We start from the raw sequence: 18,758 nt of genomic DNA, 5'->3' as shown, positions 1-18,758 counted from the left end.
TATTTTTTTGCGCGTTCTGACCGAAGAGCCGCATTGTCCTTGTGTCAGCCAGTATTTCCAGGGAAACTGCGAGCATATGTCTGAATCACTTTCTATCGAACAAGCCAGGAAACTGGTTTTGCTTTCACAAAAGCTCCCAACGGCCAGGCAATCCGGTGCGGCAGCGAAGGCAACGCTTTCCGCGATCGAACATTTGGGCTACATCCAAATCGACGCGATCTCAGTCATCGAACGGGCTCACCATCACACGCTTTGGAATCGCAATCCGCGATACAAATCTGCTCATTTGGATCAACTGCTGGCCGACAAGCAGGTTTTTGAATACTGGTCGCATGCTGCAGCCTACCTTCCGATGCGCGACTATCGGTTCAGCCTTGTTCGCAAGCAGGCACTCTCGACCGGGAAGATGAAGCATTGGTTCACGGTCGATGAAGCGATGATGAAGATGGTGCTGAAACGAATCGAATCTGAAGGTCCTTTGATGGCCAGAGATTTTGAGCACAAGGGCGATAAGATTGGCGAATGGAAAACCAGACCCGCAAAGCGTGCTCTTGAGGTCCTGTTCATGCAGGGCGATTTGATGGTGCCGCGACGAAGCAACTTTCACAAGGTCTACGACCTGACCGAACGCGTGTTGCCGGACAACGTTGATACGACGCCGCCGGAACCGGAAGAGTACGCTCGGTATTTGATCTGGCGATATTTGCGAGCAAACGGATTGGGGCGACCAGCCGAAATGGCGTACTTGCTCAAGAACACAAAACCTCTCGTTGCAACGACGCTGGAGGATATGGTTTCAAGCGGTGAGCTGCAGACCGTTCGTGTCGATGGCGATTCGTACTACGCGATGCCCGAATCGTTGAAGCTGCTGAGCAAGCCGTTGGCCCGCAGCAAGCTCAAAATCCTGTCACCTTTCGACAATCTCGTAATCCAACGCAAGCGAATGCAGGCTCTGTTCGGGTTCGACTATCTGATTGAGTGCTATGTGCCGGAAGCCAAACGGAAGTACGGGTATTTTTGTTTGCCGATTCTGTGGGACGGAATGTTGGTCGCCAGAATGGATTGCAAAGTGGATCGAGATAATGCTTTGTTGCTAATCCAAAATCTTGCGTTGGAGTCTTCGGTTTCAGGCAATGAAGCGTTTCTCGGTGCGTTCGAAAAAGAGCTGCAGCGTTTCCTCAAGTTTAACAACTGCGAAGATTTTCGCTTGCTCAAGACGTCGCCGGCGAAGGTGAAGCGGATTGTTCAGAAACGGCGTCAGCAGAACTGATTGGCAAGCCGTTCGTCGCTGAGTTGCAAGCAGCAGGTCTGAGTCGATACAGAAAGGCCACTTTTGAAAACCGAGCGTGCTGCCCCAGTTTCAGTGCCCCAGTCAAACTTACGTCGGGGGCTGGAATCGACTAAAATCTGCCGATGATTGAACTTCGATGCACCGTCAGAAACTGCAAACAGCCTCTTGAGCCAGGCGATTCGTCGTTGCGCTGTGCCAGCGGACACAATTTTGATCGCGCCAAAGAAGGCTACTGGAATCTGACTCAGCCTCAGGACAAAAAGTCCTCCAACCCAGGCGATTCCGACGAGGCTGTCCTCGCGCGTCGCCGCTGGCTCGAACGAGGTCTCGCGGCGGGGCTGGTTGAGAGTCTGCGGGAGTGGACTTCGACTTCGTCTGCAGCGCAGAATGTTCTCGATCTTGGTTGCGGCGAAGGTAGCTTTGGGCCGGCACTGTTCCCACACGCAGCATCCAGCTATTGCGGCATCGATCTCTCTCGCCGCGCGATCAAACTGGCGGCGCGTGGCTGGCCGGAGGCAACGTGGGTGCTGGCGAACGCCGATCGCGGACTGCCGATAGCCGATGGATGCATTCAGCAAGTTGTTTCACTTTTTGGACGACGACCCGTCAGTGAAATTGAACGCGTTTTGAGCGTTGATGGCGTTTGTGTTGTCGCCATTCCGGGCGAAGAAGATCTGATTGAGCTTCGGGAGCAAACTCAGAAATCCGGTCATCGCCGCAGTCGTTGGGAAATGGTTGCGGAAGAGATGAAAGCCGCGAACCTTGTGCTTTCTCAACACAAAAAATGGACTCAGCACGTCGAACTCAAATCCGACGAAATTGCCGACGCGCTCGCAATGACTTATCGAGCCGTGCGGAACTCGCAGCAGAGTCGCTTGAAGGGCGTCGAGCAAATGAACGTGACGTTGGCTGCGGACCTGTTGCTATTTTGCCGCGGCAAATAGAACGGCGCGACGGATGATGGTCGCAATGATCCACGTCTGCCGGATTCTAGTTCGCCAGTCCGTTGACCGTCAGGATCTTCGTTTTGCGAGACTCGATCAACAGGATCCCCATCAATTTTCCGTCGGCTGCAGAAACTACCGGTGCGCCGTGCCAGACGTTGCGATCGCCATTAAAATCGATCACGTCCCACAGGTTTTCGTTGTCTTCATCCGGCTTGATCGAACTTTTCTCGATCGAGAGATGAAAGCGAACGTCCTGTTCTGCCGACTGGCGAACCACAAGGCCGTCCATCGGTTTCACTGGGGAGATGAAGTCTTTGCTCGCGTCGAAAGCATCGATCCTGGCTTTTGATTCCATTCGCACGACCAGTGAATCCTTGACGGAGCGGATGCTCCCAAGTCCAACGGATTCGATGTCTCCAACAGCAAGATTAAAGCCAATCTTTTTCGAGTTGCTCATTACGTCGGCCGGGAACCAGATAAACTGCTCGCCTCCGTTGATGATCGCGATGCCGTTGCACTGAGCTGTTTTAATGGAACGTCCAAAATAGCCCGACGACTCCCATGATGACCTGATTGGTACTGCTCCGCGTAACGCGATATTTGTGGTTTCGAATTTTTCCGCGCTCTTGAACCAATCGTCTTCGGCAGACGCGTGCAAAGTGAATATGTCACCAGGCGAGACCGACTTGCCCTGCCCCGTCGTGATCATTGAAACGCCGCCGCGAGCCAGCGTCTCCAGCGATTCGGTGTCCAGATTGAAACCGCCGTTGAATCCAAACTGAAAGTCGAGGTCCAGACCAGAACTTGCCCAGAACTTCGATTCAGAGGTCAGCAGCGTGGCGTGTTGATCAAAAATTCGCACGCGGACATCGACATGTCGGGATTCCTGAGAAAGTGCAACGTCGAGCACCGTCCCGATCTCGACTCCGCGGAACGTAACGTTGGAACCTTTGCTGACGCTGTATCGTTTGTCGCCGCGGAGAATTAGTTCGACTCCGGAATCCGAAAGCGTATCGACTGGAACGTTTGCAAGTCCCTGGAACCGGTGCGTCGTCTGTCGGTTCTCGCTGTCCGCCATCGGATTCGGCGAAACGCCAATGTACTTGTGGCCGATCGCCGTTTCGAGGCCGGAAATGCGAGTCAAACTAAGCTCCGGTCGCACGACCCAAAATCGGGTTCCTTCCTTTGCCAGTTGTTCTGCGGATGGTTTAAGTAACACTTCGACTTCGACGCCGTCAAGCGAATCGTCCAGATGAACGGACTCAACCGTGCCGACTTCGATGCCTCGATAGCGAACCGTGTCTTCCGTTTTCAGGCCGTGGCCTTCCGGGAATTGAATGTGGATTGTCGTCCCGCGCTGCGGCATTGACCACCAGATCAGTCCGCCGGCAATCAACAGGCATAATAGCGTCAGCAGCCACAGACGTGAACCGCCGAACAGCTGGTGCATCTTGGAGGATCTCGGGCGAATGTCGGCAACAGGTGGGTTGTTCATAGATTTCTCTTAATCGTGGCTTCCAGCCGCAATAGGTTCCGTTGACTTCGTGAGGAGGGTTCGTGCGTAAAGGCCATCGTGTTGAACGCTTTCAAGCATACATCCTAATTCTGAGGATCAGCGATTCAATCTTCCCAAATCGCGTGCGGATCAAAACTCAACGACGCCAACATGCTCATCGCGACACAAAAAGTAAACGCAACGATCGCAGGTCCGAAATGAAACTCGACCATGTCGCCAAGTTTTACCAGCATCACCAAAAACGCCAACAACATCACATCCATCATGCTCCACTTGCCCAGATGTTCCATCATGCGAAGCGTGAAAGCTTTGTGCTTGCGATGCAAAAGTTCCAACCAGCTTAGCTCGATCAGCAACACAATTTTTGTCAGTGGAAAGATGACTGAAAACAAAAGCACGACGGCTCCGACGAACCAGTTGCCATGATGGAACAGTTCAATCGTGCCCCCAAGGATACTGCTTTGGTGCGTCAGCCCAAGCTGATCGATACGCAAAATTGGTAACAGGATCGCTGGCCAAAACAGCAAGAAGGCTCCGATCGCTGCCGCCGCAGTCCGGCTCGCCGAAATGTCACGGCACGCCGGTTCGGTAAACTGGCTTCCGCAGCGCGTGCACGCCGCGGCCTGTTCAGATTCTAGCTGAGGGATTTCGTGGATCAGTCCACAGCAATGGCAGGCTTTGAGCATCTTCGAATGCGGAATGCGGAGGTCGGAATGTTGTTTGAGCTGTAGTAGTATGTACCTCCGTATTATCAGCACTGTTTCGTCCCGACGCCATATCGATTACGCATGAATCGCGACTCTGACGCTCCGAAACCCGAATTCCGACTTCCGCATTCCCTCTGGCGCCCCTATTGCCAGATGAAAACGGCCTCGCCGCCGATCGAAGTCGAATCGACAAACGGCGTCACGCTACGGCTAAAGGATGGCCGAGAATTGATCGACGGCATTTCGTCATGGTGGACTGCCTGTCACGGATACAACCACCCAAAGATTGTTGAGGCGATCGTCTCGCAAGCTCAAACGATGCCGCACGTGATGCTGGGCGGAATCGTGCACGACCAGGCGATCCGCCTGGCCGATCGGCTTGCTCCATGTCTTGAGGGTGATGGCAATCGTGTCTTCTTGAGCGACTCAGGTTCGGTGGCTGTTGAAGTCGCGATGAAGATGGCGATGCAACACTGGGCCAACCGGTCGCCAAACGGGAAGACGTCTCGCAACAAGTTCGTTAGTTTTCAAAACGCATATCATGGCGACACAACGGGTGCGATGAGCGTTTGCGATCCGGACGACAGCATGCATGCGAACTTCAAAGGATTTCTGTTGGACCAATTCCCGCAACCGATTCCGGAAACGGACGAACAGGAAGCGAGTTTTGACTTGTTCGTTGAGCAGCGAAAGGATCAGCTGGCCGCAGTCATTATCGAGCCATTGATCCAGATGGCGGCAGGCATGCGATTCCATTCAGCTTCGGCGCTCCAACGAATTGAGCGCGTTTGTCGCAAGCACGATGTGCTTTTGATCGCAGACGAAGTCGCCACCGGGTTTGGCCGGACCGGAACGATGTTCGGGTACCAACAGGCCGAGATTGCTCCGGACATTATGTGCGTCGGCAAGGGGCTAACCGGTTGTAGCGTTGGGCTGGCGGCCACGATCGCAACGGCCAAAGTTTACGTGCCATTTCATTCGGAACGTTGGGAGGCGGCGCTGATGCATGGTCCAACTTTCATGGGAAATCCGATCGCTTGTGCTGCTGCGAATGCATCGCTGGACTTGTTCGAGACCGAGCCTCGATTGGAACAGGTTGCTGCGATTGAAAGAACATTGCGTGATCGACTCGAGCCGCTGGCTGAATGCGACGACGTCAACTCGGTCCATTGTCTCGGCGCTGTCGGAGCCGTGCGGATGAAGGATGAGGTGAACGTTTCAAAAGCCGTTTCCGGGTTCGTCGAACAGGGAGTTTGGATTCGTCCTATCCGCGATACGATCTATTTGGCGCCTGCGTTTACGATTTCCCACGCCCAGCTGGGCAAGCTATGCGACTCAGTGGTTCAGTCGGTTTCCCGCGTCGGTGCTGTTTAAAAGCTTCGCCACAGAAGGACAGAGATCACCGAGGATATGTAGACTCTGTGAAGTGGCAAAAACGAATCAGCGCTGCTGCGTTCAACGCTGCGGCGACAACTCTTTCGAAGCAACTTCAGCGACCAAAAGCTTCACTACCTTCGCCAGAAATTCGTAGTCCAGCGTCTCCGGCGTGTCGCTTGGTTGGTGGTAGTGCGGATTGCGGAACTCTGACGTGTCGGTCCACATAAACGCCGGGTAGCCCGCGTCCCAAAACGGAGCATGATCAGAGCGTCGCAGGTCTTTGAAAATCTTCTCCATACCCATGAAAACTTTCAGCCCTAACACTGGCAGGTCACTCGCGTAGGTCGACGCCGTTTGAACCGTGCTGTCCAGAAGATGGTTGGAGTTTCGATTGGCGATGATCGCCAGAAAGTCGCCAGCGGATCGGGCCAGTTTCACGGGTAGGCCTTTGGGTAGTCTTTGCGAACCTTCTGTGTGATCGCAATAGCCCACCATTTCCAAAACATGACAGACGTCGACGTCGATGTCTTCTTTCTTGATAAAGTCGTTCACGAAAGAACGGCTGCCTTCGAGGCCTTCTTCTTCGAGATTGAAAGCCACAAAGCAAACTGGCAAACTCAATTCCGCGACGGCCTTCGCGCAGCCCAGCATCGCCGCCACGGCACTCGCATTGTCGTCGGCTCCCGGAGTTTGCGGCACGCTATCGTAGTGAGCCCCGATGATAGTGACGGGTTTGTCACGATTGAATTCCGTAACGATGTTGTCGAACGGACTCTGGCGAAACGTGTTGTAGCCCAAGTCGCCAAGCTGGGTTTCGATGTAGTTGGCTGTTTCGCGATTCTGTTCTCGCTGAGCCGTCCATTGCCGTGGCTTTGAGATTGCTTCCACAACGTCTCGCAGCCAAACTGGATCGACGCGATCGAGCAACGGCTGAACGTTCGGACTGGCCGAAGATGGTTTGATCGATGTGGAAGAGATGACTCGCATGCGTTTTCTGGCTGGCTATTGTCGTGAATCGGCAACAAATCATATCCCGAAGCAAGCGTGAGTTGCGATGAGCGGAGAGCTAAAACAAGCCACCATCCCAATCGGCATCGTCTTCCGCGGCCTCGTCCAATTCCTCCTGCAACGAATCGGCTTCTTCGTCCGAAACCTCTGTCTCTTCAACGGTCGCCGAATGGTCAAACGGCTTGGTTACCGCTTGGCCGTGCTTGTCGATCTTCTCCAGCAACTCGATACGCGTCTTGGCCTCGTTGAGAGAATCATGGCAATGGCGAAGATGCTTCACGCCGGCTTCATATTTTTCCAGCGACTCACCAAGCGGCAGATTGCCCTCCTCAAGGTCGGACAAAATTTCCTTCAATGCTTCCAACGAAGCCTCAAACGCGACCGCGTCCTTCGTTGCCGCTTTCTTTTTCGATGATTTCTTTTTCGCCATGTCATCAGGATAGCAAGACCGCCGCAAACTGTCAGGTGGCGAACACGCCTTCGCCCCCCTCATCGCGAGGCCTCCGCTGCGGTACATTGTTAGCGTTCGAATACGCTAAAAAACCTCCTCCATCACGCCAAAATGAAGAACTACATCAGCTCCAACATTCGCACGCTCGGAGACCTCCTCGGTGAAACGATCGTTTACCAAGAAGGCCAGGAAGCTTTCGAACTCGAAGAAGAAATTCGGTCGCTCGCCAAGCAATGGCGAACTGGCGACGCGTCGGCTCAGGAACGGCTGGCGGAGCTGATGCCCAAGCTGATGGGTAATCTGGAATTGACTGAGTCCACCTTGAAGGCGTTCCTGACGTATTTTCAGTTGGTCAATCTCGCCGAAGAACATCAACGCGTCACGGTGTTGGACAAGCGCGCCGAGGAAGCCTACGAGTCCGGACAGCCGATGGACGAAACGATTGCCGCGGCGCTGGAAACGCTCAAGCAGGAAGGCGTTTCGCCGCAAGAATTGCAGACGTTTTTCCACAGCATGGAAGTCGTCCCCGTCTTCACGGCACATCCGACCGAATCGAAGCGACAAACGATCCGCGAGATCCTGCGGCACGTCACCAATCTGCTGGCTGGCATCAATCGCCAGGGCATTCTGTCGACCGAACGAGCCCGACTGCGCGAACTGTTGCACGACTACATTACGCTGCTGTGGCAGTCCGCCGAAACGCGGCACCGCAAGCCGACGGTGATGGATGAAGTCCGCAACACGGGACTGTACTTTTTCGAGCACACGCTCTTCGATCTGGTGCCCCGAATCTATGAAGAGCTTGAACAGGCGCTCAACGATGTCTGGCCGGACGAAGAATTTGATGTGCCGAGCTTCCTGAGCTACGGCACGTGGATCGGAGGAGACCGTGATGGCAATCCGTTCGTGACCGTCGACACAACGGTCGATGCGTTGAAGGCTCAGCAAGAACTCGTGCTGACGCTTTATCTTCACGAGATCGATGCCCTGTATGAACTATTTAGCTGCAGCAAGTCGCGAACGGGGGTTGGCGAGTCGCTGATGGACAGCATCGATTCTGATCGCGAATTGCTGGATCCGTCAGAGTACGAAACGATCGATCGTTTCAAAGATGAGCCCTATCGTCAAAAACTGGTGATGATGTTTCGACGCTTGCGGGCCACGCGTGAGCATTCTGAATCAGCTTGGAAGGGCGATCCGATTTCACCCCGGGCGTATCCAAATGTCGACGCGTTTCGCGAGGATCTGGAAACGATTCGCCAAAGTTTGCTGGACAACAAGGGCTGGCGATTGGCTCGCGGGCGATTGGAGCGGCTGATTCGTGCCACGCAGGTTTTCGGTTTTCACCTGGCGTCGATGGACATCAGGCAGCACGCCAAAACGCATCGCTCGGCAATGGACGACTTGCTGAATTCGCTTGGCTTTTGCGAAAAGTATTCGCAGCTCGATGAGGCGGCCCGGATCGAAACGCTTACCAAGTTTGCAGCCGACGATTCCGATCATTCGGCTAACGCGGATCAGCGGAAGGTTGGCACGGCGAAACTTCTGGATCTGTTCGCGACGGTCAAGCTTGCTCATCAGGCGATCGGGGAACAGAGCATCACGACATACATCATCAGCATGACTGAGGGCGTCAGTAACCTGCTGGAGATTCTGGTTTTCGCCAAAGACGCCGGCCTGCTGGGCAAGATCGATATCGTGCCGCTATTCGAAACGGTTGACGATTTGATGGCCGCGCCGGAAATTATGAAGGCCCTGTTTGCAAATCCTGCCTATGCGGAGCACCTCAAACTTCGCGGCAACAAACAGCAGATCATGATCGGCTACAGCGACAGCAACAAGGACGGCGGCTTCATGCGAGCCAACTGGATGCTGTTCACGGCTCAGCGAAACATGGCTCAGGCTTGTGCCGAATGCGATGTACGCATGACGCTATTTCACGGTCGCGGCGGTTCGCTCGGTCGCGGCGGCGGTCCGACCAATCGTGCGATTCTGGCTCAACCAACCGAATCTGTTCGCGGTCGAATTCGCATCACCGAACAGGGCGAAGTCGTCAGTTCGCGCTACAGCGTTCCGGCGATCGCCCGACGACACCTCGAACAGGTGCTGCACGCGGTGCTTTGTTCGACCGGTTCGCGTCCTGAGTTTGACGATATCGACAATTGGTCCGAAGCGATGGATGAACTCAGTTCGGTCGCGTGGAAAAAGTATCGCGGCTTGATCGACCATCCTGATTTTCTGAGCTATTTCCAGACCGCGACGCCGATCGATCAGATCGACAGGTTGAACATCGGCTCTCGTCCTTCTCACCGCCGCGTGACAAGAACGTTGGACGATTTGAGAGCCATTCCCTGGGTGTTTGCCTGGACGCAGTCACGTGCCAACGTGCCGTCATGGTACGGGATCGGAACCGCGTTTTCGCAGTGGCTGGGTGACGATTCGGACGGCTCGCGTTTGGCGATGCTGCAATCAATGCACAAGGATTGGCCCTTCTTCCGCACAATGTTGGCGAATGTCCATCTTGGCATGGGCCGAGCGGATATGGAGATCGCGGGTATGTACGCCGAACTTGCGGATCCGAAAGTCGGTGATGCGATCTTTGGCGACATCAAAGCCGAGTTTGAACTCAGCCGCGAAATGCTGCTGAAGGTCACGGGGACGAAAGAGATACTGGAAACGGAGCCGTGGTTGCAGCACAGTATCAAAGTCCGCAATCCGTACGTCGATCCGATGAACTATATTCAGGTCGCGTTGCTCAAAGAGATCCGCAGTAATCCGGATCAAGCCGATCTCGAGCAGCTACAGCGTTCGATCGTGTTGTCGATCAACGGAATCGCAGCCGGTTTGCAGAACGTCGGCTAACGACAGTTCGTATCGGCTGCTTCGTTTTTACATCACGACGTCATTAGTCCGGCTCGAGTTCCCGGCTTCGTCATGGGCGGCAACCAGCGAGTTTGAGTCGGTAAAATCGATCCGGAAAAATGATCTGTCGACAATTTGTTGCCAATGCGAATTCTCGCAGCGGAAATCGCAGTCTGATAGGTTTGCATCGTTTGCCGCGCTGATTTTTCCCAGCTGAATTCACTGCAACGCATCCTTCCTTCGATGACGAGTTGTTCCCGAACACAAGGGTTCTGGAGAAGGAAAGTCAGCGCGTCTGCCAGATCCGTTTTTGAGTTCGGATCAAATAGCAATGCCGCATCCCGAACTACTTCCGGGATGCAGGAATTGTTGGATGCCAAAACTGGAGTTTCGCAGCTCATCGCTTCCAGCAGCGGCAATCCAAATCCTTCGTACAATGAAGGATAGACGAAACAGAGGCTGTTTCGGTACAGCTGAGCCAGTTGGCTGTCATCGACTATTCCCTCGTTAGCGACATGGTCCGTCAATCCCAGCTCTGCGATGCGTTGTCTTTCCTTCTTTGTGAATTCATTGCCAACTGTACGCAGTTGAAGTTCCTGATCGCGGGCAATGACGATTTGAAACGCTCGCAACAAGCCATCAAAATTTTTGTATCGTGATCGACTGCCTACGTAAAGAATGTAGGGTCGGTCAGAAAAGGGCATCGCGTCAGTGGGCAGACTGTCTCCCAGTTCAGTCGCATGGTAGACGACTCTCGTACGCGATTCACATTCTGGGTACATTTCCAACAGGTCATTTCTGGTGTTGTGAGACACGCAGATAATTGCATCCGCTTGTTTTATGGCCCGCCGCTTGAGTTCCGCATGCTTGCCATTTCGATCAAGCAAGTGCGGGAATTTCTCGTGGGTCATGTCGTGAACGGTAACCACGAATGGCGGTCCGCTGCTGATTTTATCAAATCCGCCCAAGGTGTCGTAATAGGTTGCGTGGATCAAGTCTGGCGAGAGACTCTTTTGAATCGATTCTAGACGCGTCGCGCGAATCGCTCTCGAGACTTTGCGAAATGGACGCGGTAGATCGAAGCCTTTGACGAACAATTGGAGACGTTTGCTTCTGGGGAAATTGTTCGTCGGGCATTTGGAAAGTGTGATCGCTGGTCGCACATTCCCAGGAAGATGTTCGATCAATTTTTCGAAGTACCGATTGATGCCTCCGGCTTCCTGTCGGTGAAAAATCATTCCGTCGTACAGGACAACGAAAGGGTGAGAACCGTTTTGGTTTTCGGATCTAATTCCCATCAAGCGACTCTCTTTCGATCAAGCTTAATGCCGTATCGTTCAAAGTATTCTGTTGAGCTCAAATCTTCCTCGATTTGACCCTGTTCAAGCACAATGACTCGATCTGCGATTTCAAGGGTCGCGGGCCGGTGGGAGATAATGATCGTCGTTCTTTGCTTCAGAAACTGCTTCAAAGAATCATGGATTAGCTGTTCGGAGGCAACGTCGACCTGGCTGGTCGCTTCGTCAAGAAACAGAATTCTTGGATCCGCCACGATCGCGCGAGCCAACGCGATTCTTTGTCGCTGTCCGCCTGAAAGGGTGTTCCCTCGGTCGCCGACCATCGTGTCGAAACCTTTTGGAAGTACGTCGAGGAAGTCCGTTACACGAGCCATTTCAGCAGCTCGAAGAATATCATCGCTTGTCGCATTCATGTTGCCGTACTGAATGTTCTCCAGAACAGTACCTTTGAAAAGCACCGGATCCTGAGTCACCATCGCCATCTGTTTGCGAACGTGACGCGGATTGACATTCTTGATGTCGACACCATCAATAAGCACGGCTCCCCATTGCGGGTCGTAGAATCTGGCAAGCAAGTTGATCAACGTCGATTTGCCTGATCCGTTTGGTCCAATCAACGCAACGGTTTGCCCAAAGGGGATGATCAGATCCAACCTTTTGAGCGTGATCTGTTTCAAGTTGTAGGCAAAGTTTACGCTTTTGAAACGAATCCCTTTGGAATGGAGAGGTAGCTGGCTTGGGTTTTTTGGCGTTTGGATTTCCGGTTCGACTTCGAAGAAATCGTAAAGCCCTTTGGAAGAAACGTCAGCGCGAACCAACGTGTTGTAGATCTCGCTCATCTTTCTTGCCGGTTCGCTGATTCCGGCCAGCATCGCAAAAAACAGGAAAACCGAACTGACCGTCATCGGCCTGTCACTCATTCGCACGCCCAAGAGGTGCGTCGTGTCGTTCAAAACCAGATATCCGCCGGCCAGCAAGGCAATCGCAACGCAGACCATGCCTGCCAATTCTGTTGTAGGTCGGAGCAGCGAATCAAAGAACGCTTGCTTGACGCCGAGGTTGTAAAGCGTTTTCGAAAAGCGATTGAAGCGGGCTTTCTCGGTGCGTTCCCGATTGAAAATGCGAACCGTTCGCAGAGCACTCAAGGACTCCATTGTCGATTGCAGGACGCCCGCGATTCCCCCAAGTTCTCTTTGGGCGGCCGTTCGCATGTGTTGGGAAATGCGGTTGATTACAAAGCCAGCGATCGGCGCGACGACCATCGTGAGGAGCAGCAATTTCCACGAAATGCAGGCCGCCAACACCAGACAGACCAGCATTTTCAAAGGCTCACGCGTACCTTTTCCGTACAGGCTGATCAAACCCGCGGTGACGAGGTTGAGGTTGTAAATCAACATCGTCTGCATTGCTGATGTGCCTTTCTGGTCGATCGTCAACTGATCCATCTTGACGGCAGACGAGTAGAATTGTCGCCGCATGACCAGCGCAGTGCGTTGTGCAATTTGAGCGACTAGCACTGAATTGAGAACGAGGCAAACGCCCTTTATAATCGTGATCATGATCAGCGTGCTCATCACGAAAACCAACGTCCCAAACGGTGTCTGGGGGACTCGCCCTTCGATCCACGGCATGACGGTGCGATACAGTTGGTTCGCTTTCTCTTCGGCAATCAGTCTTCGCGAATGGGTGTCGAGTTCGTTACGAAGCTGAGTCGAATTGCCAGAATCGCCAACTTTCAACTTTAGGTCTGAGCACGTAATTTGAAGCTCAGCAATCTTCTCGTCCGTTTTTTCGATCTCCGAAACCAGCCACGTCTCAATCGTGTTCCCTGAGAAAACAACTTCGACGAAAGGGTAGACGGCGGAAATGCTACAGCCCCACAGCAGGCCGATGATCAACGAATTGACCAACAACGCGGTAATCTTCCACTTGTTGACCAACGAAAGTTTGATAACTCTGAGGAAATTTATCATCGTCAGTTACTGAACATTCTTACGAGTTGAAAGCGTGGCGAGGTAGTCGTTCGGGTGTATGAACCAGAACATTTCGATTCATGCAGCTTTTCGAGTAGGTCGTTTCACCTCTGCCGGCCTAACGTTTTCGTGAACGGGATCTGCATGGGAGCGAGATTCGTAGACGTCGTCCAATGCTTCAATGAGTCTCCCTTGAACGCAGTCGGGACTGGCCCAACTTCTTAGTCGCTCGCGAGAGCGTTGACTGATTTCGTTGTATGTTTCCGGGGAATCTTTCGCGATTTGGTAGCTCTTGCGAATCTGATCGACCATCGAAGTCCAAACCAGCCGCCCCCAGGTTGAACGCGTTCGTAAATGTGGATCGTGTGGCCATGCAGCGGGCTCGGGGTTTGAGTCTGCAACAAATCCGATCTCATCGTCAAAGTAATCCGAAATCGCTGAATGGCACGGAGAGATGCCGGGTCTGCCAGCGGCCAGAAAATTCATCAGTGGAAGACAGTTGCCTTCAGCCTTGGTCGTCTGAATGTAATAGGTCGATGCTTCCGTCAAATCAACGAGCTGCTGGTCCGTGAGATACTCCGAAGTTACGATCACGCGACAACGCTGGTCGATGTCCCTGCCCCGATAAAATCGCAGAAACTTTGCGACGGCAACGCTGTCTCGCGTCACCAGCTTTACAACCAGTGTCGCGTCGTCCCTTTCGCCAAGAGCCACCAGGAAGGAAGTGATCAGGTCTTGCCAATTTTTTCTGCCGTCGTTGGGGTTGAAAATGCTGGTGTATACAACGCCACTCAGGTCGAGCTGGTCCACTTCAAATCTTGCCGGCAAGATGTTGATCTTTTTGGACTTCTTGAATCGATTGGATATCTTGCGATAGAGTTCGTCATTGACCGTTGCCCGGACTCTGTCGCGAATCGCTTTTTCTACCTTCCGGCCAACTTTCTTTAGTCCGGATTTGGGTTTTCTGTGCGGCGCTGCAATCGGAAGTGGGATTTTATCCGCTTCTTTCTCGTCGTGTTGGAAGCTATACCCAGTGCACTTGATTGATCGCGTTTGATCATTCCGCCACGGTTTCAATTCAAAATAGGACTCCGGTGTCGGAACCTGCACATGATGAATTGGAACTTTCACGCCCGATTTCCGAAATGCGTTGGACGTAAATGGGCCACTTACGATCAGGGCGTCACACTTGCTCGCCACTTTCGTCCAATCGTTCTGAGGATTAAGACCAAAGTCGTGATCGGGGATATCCGGAAATTCCCATGCCGGCATTAAAACGTTTGGAGCATTCACGGACAGGTATGCGTCCTGGCAGGGAATTACTGACAGATGGATCGGGTCGAGGCCACGTTCTCGAGCATCAACAATAGCTGACTCAAGATTGTTCCACGGGTCCGCAATCGAGATGACGTCTCCCCATGATTTCAACAGCGGAGCATAAAGCTGCATCACGATGTCATGCGAGTAACCCGGTGAGCCCAAGTTCTTTCCGTTTTGTGCTCCCGTGCCGTAAGAGCTTAAGAGAATGACCTTTCGAGGCTCACTTCGAATCACAGCGAAACCATTTTCCTCACGAGCGTCCATGCTGTTTTCTGAAAAATCTTGAGTTCAAGTTTTGAGATGCGGTGAAAGCCGCGACATTCTTTTACGTATCGGTACGCAGAGCGATCTGCTGATACGACGACTAAATAATAGCCGCCAGACAAATGGCTCGAACCAGTCAGTCCATGCGTCTGTGATCTGCAAGCGAACAAACTGGTCTCTCGCTTTTCGACAGAAGCGTTGCAACGTCGCAATTCGAAAAACTATGCGGCTTTTCTGGCAATCAGAATTTGACTTTTGGGCATGAAGTCATCCAACGCTTCTTTGATGTGATGACTTTCCGGTTTGTCCATCAGTTCATTCCAAATGGACGTCCAGTGGCTGAGAATCGGTTGTTCCGGTTCGCCCAGTTCCTGTCCTGCGGCCCAGAAAAGAATCCACCACATCGACCAATAGAAACCGTGCGAGTCCCGTTTTTCAATTTCGAGTCCGCTGGTTTCCAACAGTTGAGAGAATTCTTCGCGTTCGAAAATTCGTACATGATTTGGCTTTTCCCAGTAAGCCTTCGGAGCAATCTTTTTCTGGATGGACTCGCCCAATGGGTCCGGGACAGTGATCAAATAGGAAGCACCCGGCTTGCCGATTCGAAACAGTTCACTCATGACCGCGGCCGGGTCGTCAACGTGTTCCAGAACTTCACGGCAAATGATTTTTGTGGCGATGTTGTCTTCCAGCGGAAGCGGCGTCGAGTCACTCACGTGAACTTCGTATTCGCGGGCCGGTGACTTCTTCAACTTGGCTCGAGTTTGCTCGACGCTGTTCGGGCAAATATCAGTTGCGATAACTTTTGCTTTTTGGTTCGCGGCAAAGACTGAAATGCATCCGTCCCCGCAGCCAATGTCCACAACAACGTCATCGGACGTTATGGCAAAGCCGTCGTACATCTGACCGGTCTCGTGCAGGAAGATCCCGGCCATCCGGGAGTCTTTCAGTTGCACCATGTTGGCTGAAGGACGCGAACAGTTTGTGGTCGCGTTTTTATTCAACGTTTTTTTCGCAAGATTCTTAAGAGCAGTACGCATTTCTTGAATTCTCCATTTTGTTGCCAACTGATGATTGGTATCGGTAACAAATCGTTGTAACTAAAACAATTCGAAAATCTTGCCTCGTTAGAATGGTCTACGTTTTCCGCAAACTTGAAGTGATCGAATTGAATCGACTAATCGATACCATTGAGTGTTGTCGAAAGTTAGATCTAGAAATGGTGACAATAGGAAGAAACATGTTTAAGCCAAACGTTCAGTTTTTCGTCCCCGGGTTCAGTAAATGCGGCACGACAACGCTTTGTTCGTTGCTGGGAGACCATCCTGAAATCTATATTCCTGAGATCAAGGAACCGAATTTTTTCTCCATGGCGTATCACCGAGGTTGGGAATGGTATGCCGATCTTTTTTCGAAAGCGGCCGGACGTATTGGCGGGGAAGGAAGCACCTTTTACACGGCGAAAAACTTTGAAGATTTTGCTGTGAGCAAAATGGCCGAGTTCTATCCGGATGCCAAATTTATCTTCATCGCGAGGAATCCTTTCACCCGAATCGAATCGAGCTATCGTGAGCATCATCATAGTGGGCACAAGTACGGAGTTCATGTGCCTCATGATCTGGAGCAGACGCTTCGCGCTTTCCCAAACATACTTGACGACACAAGTTATTGGTCAAGACTCGAAGCATACCGAAAACGATTCGATGACCAGCAGATTCATATCCTGTTCTTTGAAGATCTCCTTGCGAACCAACAGTTCGAATTGCGGAAGTGCTTTAAGTTTCTTGGCGCGGATCCCGAAGTTCAAATCGAAAATCCCAAACGGCAGTTAAATCCAGGCAGTCAGAAACGCTACGACACTGTGCTGATGCGGCGGATTCGAACGTCGAGAATAGCGTCGAAAGCCTGGAGTTTGATCCCGGAGAATCGACGGTTGTTGTTGGAAGACAATGACTTGCTTCGAAAGCCGTTTGCGAAAAAGATTCAGTGGCCATCGCAAACGAAGCGTTTTGTGTTGGGAAGACTCGCGGAAGAGTCAGCACAGTTTCTTGAGTATGCCGGGAAGCCGGTAGACTATTGGGACCTTTCGATTCCAGCAACTTCAGCCCGGGCCATGGTTTGATAAAGTCATTTGAAAGGCAGTCGTAAGCTGACTATTGCGGCATCAACAAATCATCTTCAATTGGCACGTACCGGGTCGCCGATCGAATCAGAGTTCCCGCCGTCAACTGTTCGACGCCATAGACTTCGGCCGTCACGTCGAAACGCTGTCTGATTCGCTGCAATGCCAGATCAAAGTCGCCGTCGCCCGATGCAAGTACAACGGTGTCGACTTGCTCCGCCAATTCGACCATGTCCAACGTGATCCCAACGTCCCAATCGCCTTTCGCACTTCCGTCGCTACGCTGAATGTAGGGCTTGAGTTTCACTTCGAAACCAATGTCGCGGAGGATTTGTTGAAAGCCGAACTGTTTTCCGCCGTCACGGCTCTCAATCGCGTAAGCGTATGCGGCAATCACTTCACGGCCTTCCGTAACGGTGGACCAGAACGCACGATAGTTGAACTTGCGGCTGAACGCCTGCCGTGTCGTGTAATAGATGTTTTGGACGTCAACAAGTATCGCGATTTTATTCATTAAGTCATGGTATCTTCGAAGTATCACATTTCGCAATCGGCGATTTTTATTTGGGGAATCCGCGACAGAAAACTACTCGCCTTTCTTCGCATACAACTCAGCCAACTTGATCAGCACCGGTTCGATTTTCAACAGGTACTCGGACTCGTCCATCGTTTCCTTTTGCAAACGAATTTGCTCCAGTTCCAGCTCCAACCGGTCACGCGTTTTACGATCTTCCGAGGTTAGCGAATTTTCTTCACCGCGGCGATTCAAAAAAACCTGATTGGCGAGCAAGCCGTCTGGCATTCCTTCTTTGGGGCGGCGAGTCGCACGAACTCCATCGAACCAGGTCGCGGGCGTTCCTTTCGAGTCTCCGTTGTCGTCAAGCAACGCGTGTTCGGTCACGAGTCGATTTTCCTGTTGGTAGAAATCGTCGACTCCGCGACTGGCCGCGCAAAACGCTTCCAACACCGATGTCTGTCCATCTTTGTCCAGATCAATCGCAGGATCATCAATCGACGCCGCGAGGAATTGCCCAAAACGGGCGAAGTTGTATTCGTATCCGTCGCGAGTCGCCGTGACGATAATTCGATTTTGACCACTTAGCGAATTGATGAAGGGGCTGCTGCTGGAGGTACAGTTCAGGATCACCAATCGCTGTTTCAGCGGAGCCAGCCAGCGCTTGAGTTCATCCGCCTGGATGTCGGGGCCGTGCAAGTTGAATTTGGCTCGCTTCCCGTCAAAAGTTCCATGGCCGATCATCACCAGCCAAACTTCCTGTAGATTTTCGTCGCCGGCTGATTCTTCGATCGCCGTTTGCAATTGTGATTTCGACGCACTCCTTGCGTCGTTCAACCCGATCACGGTCAAGCTGGTATCGGCGGCCGCTCGCTCCCAGGCTTCCGCCCATGCAGCAAACTGCTGTTTGTATTCGTCGTTTCCTTCGGCGCCGACGACAAGGATCACTGCCTGGTCAGAATCGTCAGCTTCCTTTTGTTTGCTCTGTGCGAGCAACGATCCGGCAGACAGCAGGCTGAGAGACAGGACGACGCCTGGCATCATCAACGCGATGTTCAATTTGTTTCGGAGACGGAAATTCGACAACCGTACAGGCACAGAACGCAAA

Annotated in this window: 15 protein-coding genes; 5 read left to right on the top strand and 10 right to left on the bottom strand. The window is 52.5% G+C overall.

Annotated features, from left to right (window positions below; all coding sequences use genetic code 11):
• The first annotated feature begins 76 nt into the window (after window positions 1–76).
• Together MFFC18_RS16535 and MFFC18_RS16530 are read left to right on the top strand one after the other, a co-directional pair.
• Window positions 77–1,270: a winged helix-turn-helix domain-containing protein gene (locus MFFC18_RS16535; RefSeq protein WP_075086264.1), complete on the top strand. Its 1,194-nt coding sequence runs from the start codon at window positions 77–79 to the stop codon at window positions 1,268–1,270.
• 143 nt (window positions 1,271–1,413) lie between these two features.
• The gene (locus MFFC18_RS16530; RefSeq protein ID WP_075086265.1) at window positions 1,414–2,235 is read left to right on the top strand and encodes a putative RNA methyltransferase; all 822 of its coding nucleotides are present in this window, start codon (window positions 1,414–1,416) and stop codon (window positions 2,233–2,235) included.
• A gap of 46 nt (window positions 2,236–2,281) precedes the next feature.
• Here the strand turns inward: MFFC18_RS16530 and MFFC18_RS16525 are convergent, their stop codons facing one another.
• Window positions 2,282–3,733 carry an MlaD family protein gene (locus tag MFFC18_RS16525; RefSeq protein WP_084417400.1) on the bottom strand — a complete coding sequence of 484 codons (1,452 nt, stop codon included), beginning with the start codon at window positions 3,731–3,733 and terminating at the stop codon, window positions 2,282–2,284.
• Between the two features lie 125 nt (window positions 3,734–3,858).
• Entirely contained in the window at window positions 3,859–4,440 is a 582-nt protein-coding gene (locus tag MFFC18_RS16520) for a paraquat-inducible protein A (protein ID WP_075086267.1), read from the bottom strand.
• Window positions 4,441–4,542: 102 nt separating this feature from the next.
• Between MFFC18_RS16520 and MFFC18_RS16515 the strand changes: the two genes are divergently transcribed.
• Window positions 4,543–5,835 (top strand): adenosylmethionine--8-amino-7-oxononanoate transaminase, encoded by a 1,293-nt coding sequence (locus tag MFFC18_RS16515; protein ID WP_075086268.1) that lies wholly within the window; start codon window positions 4,543–4,545, stop codon window positions 5,833–5,835.
• Window positions 5,836–5,916: 81 nt separating this feature from the next.
• Here the strand turns inward: MFFC18_RS16515 and MFFC18_RS16510 are convergent, their stop codons facing one another.
• Window positions 5,917–6,825, bottom strand: a complete 909-nt coding sequence (locus tag MFFC18_RS16510; RefSeq protein WP_075086269.1) for a M28 family peptidase — start codon at window positions 6,823–6,825, stop codon at window positions 5,917–5,919.
• 79 nt (window positions 6,826–6,904) lie between these two features.
• A complete protein-coding gene (gene xseB / locus MFFC18_RS16505; protein ID WP_075086270.1) occupies window positions 6,905–7,276 on the bottom strand; it encodes an exodeoxyribonuclease VII small subunit in 372 nt (123 codons plus the stop codon).
• 132 nt (window positions 7,277–7,408) lie between these two features.
• Between xseB and ppc the strand changes: the two genes are divergently transcribed.
• Complete coding sequence (gene ppc, locus MFFC18_RS16500) at window positions 7,409–10,159, top strand: phosphoenolpyruvate carboxylase (RefSeq protein WP_075086271.1); 2,751 nt, start codon at window positions 7,409–7,411, stop codon at window positions 10,157–10,159.
• Between the two features lie 32 nt (window positions 10,160–10,191).
• Here ppc and MFFC18_RS16495 read toward each other — a convergent pair whose 3' ends face one another.
• From MFFC18_RS16495 to MFFC18_RS16480, 4 genes are all read right to left on the bottom strand, one after another.
• The gene (locus MFFC18_RS16495) at window positions 10,192–11,457 is read right to left on the bottom strand and encodes a glycosyltransferase family 4 protein (RefSeq protein WP_075086272.1); all 1,266 of its coding nucleotides are present in this window, start codon (window positions 11,455–11,457) and stop codon (window positions 10,192–10,194) included.
• Complete coding sequence (locus MFFC18_RS16490; RefSeq protein WP_075086273.1) at window positions 11,457–13,430, bottom strand: ABC transporter ATP-binding protein; 1,974 nt, start codon at window positions 13,428–13,430, stop codon at window positions 11,457–11,459. Before MFFC18_RS16490 ends, MFFC18_RS16495 begins: the two co-directional genes overlap by 1 nt.
• Window positions 13,431–13,508: 78 nt before the next feature.
• Window positions 13,509–15,014 carry a glycosyltransferase gene (locus tag MFFC18_RS16485; protein ID WP_075086274.1) on the bottom strand — a complete coding sequence of 502 codons (1,506 nt, stop codon included), beginning with the start codon at window positions 15,012–15,014 and terminating at the stop codon, window positions 13,509–13,511.
• Window positions 15,015–15,235: 221 nt separating this feature from the next.
• Window positions 15,236–16,054 carry a class I SAM-dependent methyltransferase gene (locus MFFC18_RS16480; RefSeq protein ID WP_075086275.1) on the bottom strand — a complete coding sequence of 273 codons (819 nt, stop codon included), beginning with the start codon at window positions 16,052–16,054 and terminating at the stop codon, window positions 15,236–15,238.
• Between the two features lie 200 nt (window positions 16,055–16,254).
• Here MFFC18_RS16480 and MFFC18_RS16475 point away from each other — a divergent pair, with 200 nt between their 5' ends.
• Complete coding sequence (locus tag MFFC18_RS16475) at window positions 16,255–17,136, top strand: sulfotransferase family protein (RefSeq protein ID WP_157665249.1); 882 nt, start codon at window positions 16,255–16,257, stop codon at window positions 17,134–17,136.
• A 31-nt stretch (window positions 17,137–17,167) separates the two neighbouring features.
• Here MFFC18_RS16475 and MFFC18_RS16470 read toward each other — a convergent pair whose 3' ends face one another.
• Together MFFC18_RS16470 and MFFC18_RS16465 are read right to left on the bottom strand one after the other, a co-directional pair.
• Window positions 17,168–17,650 carry a LabA-like NYN domain-containing protein gene (locus MFFC18_RS16470; protein ID WP_075086277.1) on the bottom strand — a complete coding sequence of 161 codons (483 nt, stop codon included), beginning with the start codon at window positions 17,648–17,650 and terminating at the stop codon, window positions 17,168–17,170.
• Window positions 17,651–17,722: 72 nt separating this feature from the next.
• Complete coding sequence (locus MFFC18_RS16465; protein WP_148618932.1) at window positions 17,723–18,709, bottom strand: hypothetical protein; 987 nt, start codon at window positions 18,707–18,709, stop codon at window positions 17,723–17,725.
• Window positions 18,710–18,758: the final 49 nt, after the last annotated feature.

This window comes from Mariniblastus fucicola (assembly GCF_008087665.1).
GTDB classification, from domain to species: domain Bacteria; phylum Planctomycetota; class Planctomycetia; order Pirellulales; family Pirellulaceae; genus Mariniblastus; species Mariniblastus fucicola.
This window is presented reverse-complemented; position numbering and strand designations above follow the sequence as displayed.

Coding starts and splice junctions, on each gene's coding strand:
- MFFC18_RS16535 (WP_075086264.1), top strand. CDS start 77: ATGTCTGAATCACTTTCTATCGAACAAGCCAGGAAACTGGTTTTGCTT.
- MFFC18_RS16530 (WP_075086265.1), top strand. CDS start 1,414: ATGATTGAACTTCGATGCACCGTCAGAAACTGCAAACAGCCTCTTGAG.
- MFFC18_RS16525 (WP_084417400.1), bottom strand. CDS start 3,733: ATGAACAACCCACCTGTTGCCGACATTCGCCCGAGATCCTCCAAGATG.
- MFFC18_RS16520 (WP_075086267.1), bottom strand. CDS start 4,440: ATGCTCAAAGCCTGCCATTGCTGTGGACTGATCCACGAAATCCCTCAG.
- MFFC18_RS16515 (WP_075086268.1), top strand. CDS start 4,543: ATGAATCGCGACTCTGACGCTCCGAAACCCGAATTCCGACTTCCGCAT.
- MFFC18_RS16510 (WP_075086269.1), bottom strand. CDS start 6,825: ATGCGAGTCATCTCTTCCACATCGATCAAACCATCTTCGGCCAGTCCG.
- xseB (WP_075086270.1), bottom strand. CDS start 7,276: ATGGCGAAAAAGAAATCATCGAAAAAGAAAGCGGCAACGAAGGACGCG.
- ppc (WP_075086271.1), top strand. CDS start 7,409: ATGAAGAACTACATCAGCTCCAACATTCGCACGCTCGGAGACCTCCTC.
- MFFC18_RS16495 (WP_075086272.1), bottom strand. CDS start 11,457: ATGGGAATTAGATCCGAAAACCAAAACGGTTCTCACCCTTTCGTTGTC.
- MFFC18_RS16490 (WP_075086273.1), bottom strand. CDS start 13,430: ATGATAAATTTCCTCAGAGTTATCAAACTTTCGTTGGTCAACAAGTGG.
- MFFC18_RS16485 (WP_075086274.1), bottom strand. CDS start 15,014: ATGGACGCTCGTGAGGAAAATGGTTTCGCTGTGATTCGAAGTGAGCCT.
- MFFC18_RS16480 (WP_075086275.1), bottom strand. CDS start 16,054: ATGCGTACTGCTCTTAAGAATCTTGCGAAAAAAACGTTGAATAAAAAC.
- MFFC18_RS16475 (WP_157665249.1), top strand. CDS start 16,255: ATGTTTAAGCCAAACGTTCAGTTTTTCGTCCCCGGGTTCAGTAAATGC.
- MFFC18_RS16470 (WP_075086277.1), bottom strand. CDS start 17,650: ATGAATAAAATCGCGATACTTGTTGACGTCCAAAACATCTATTACACG.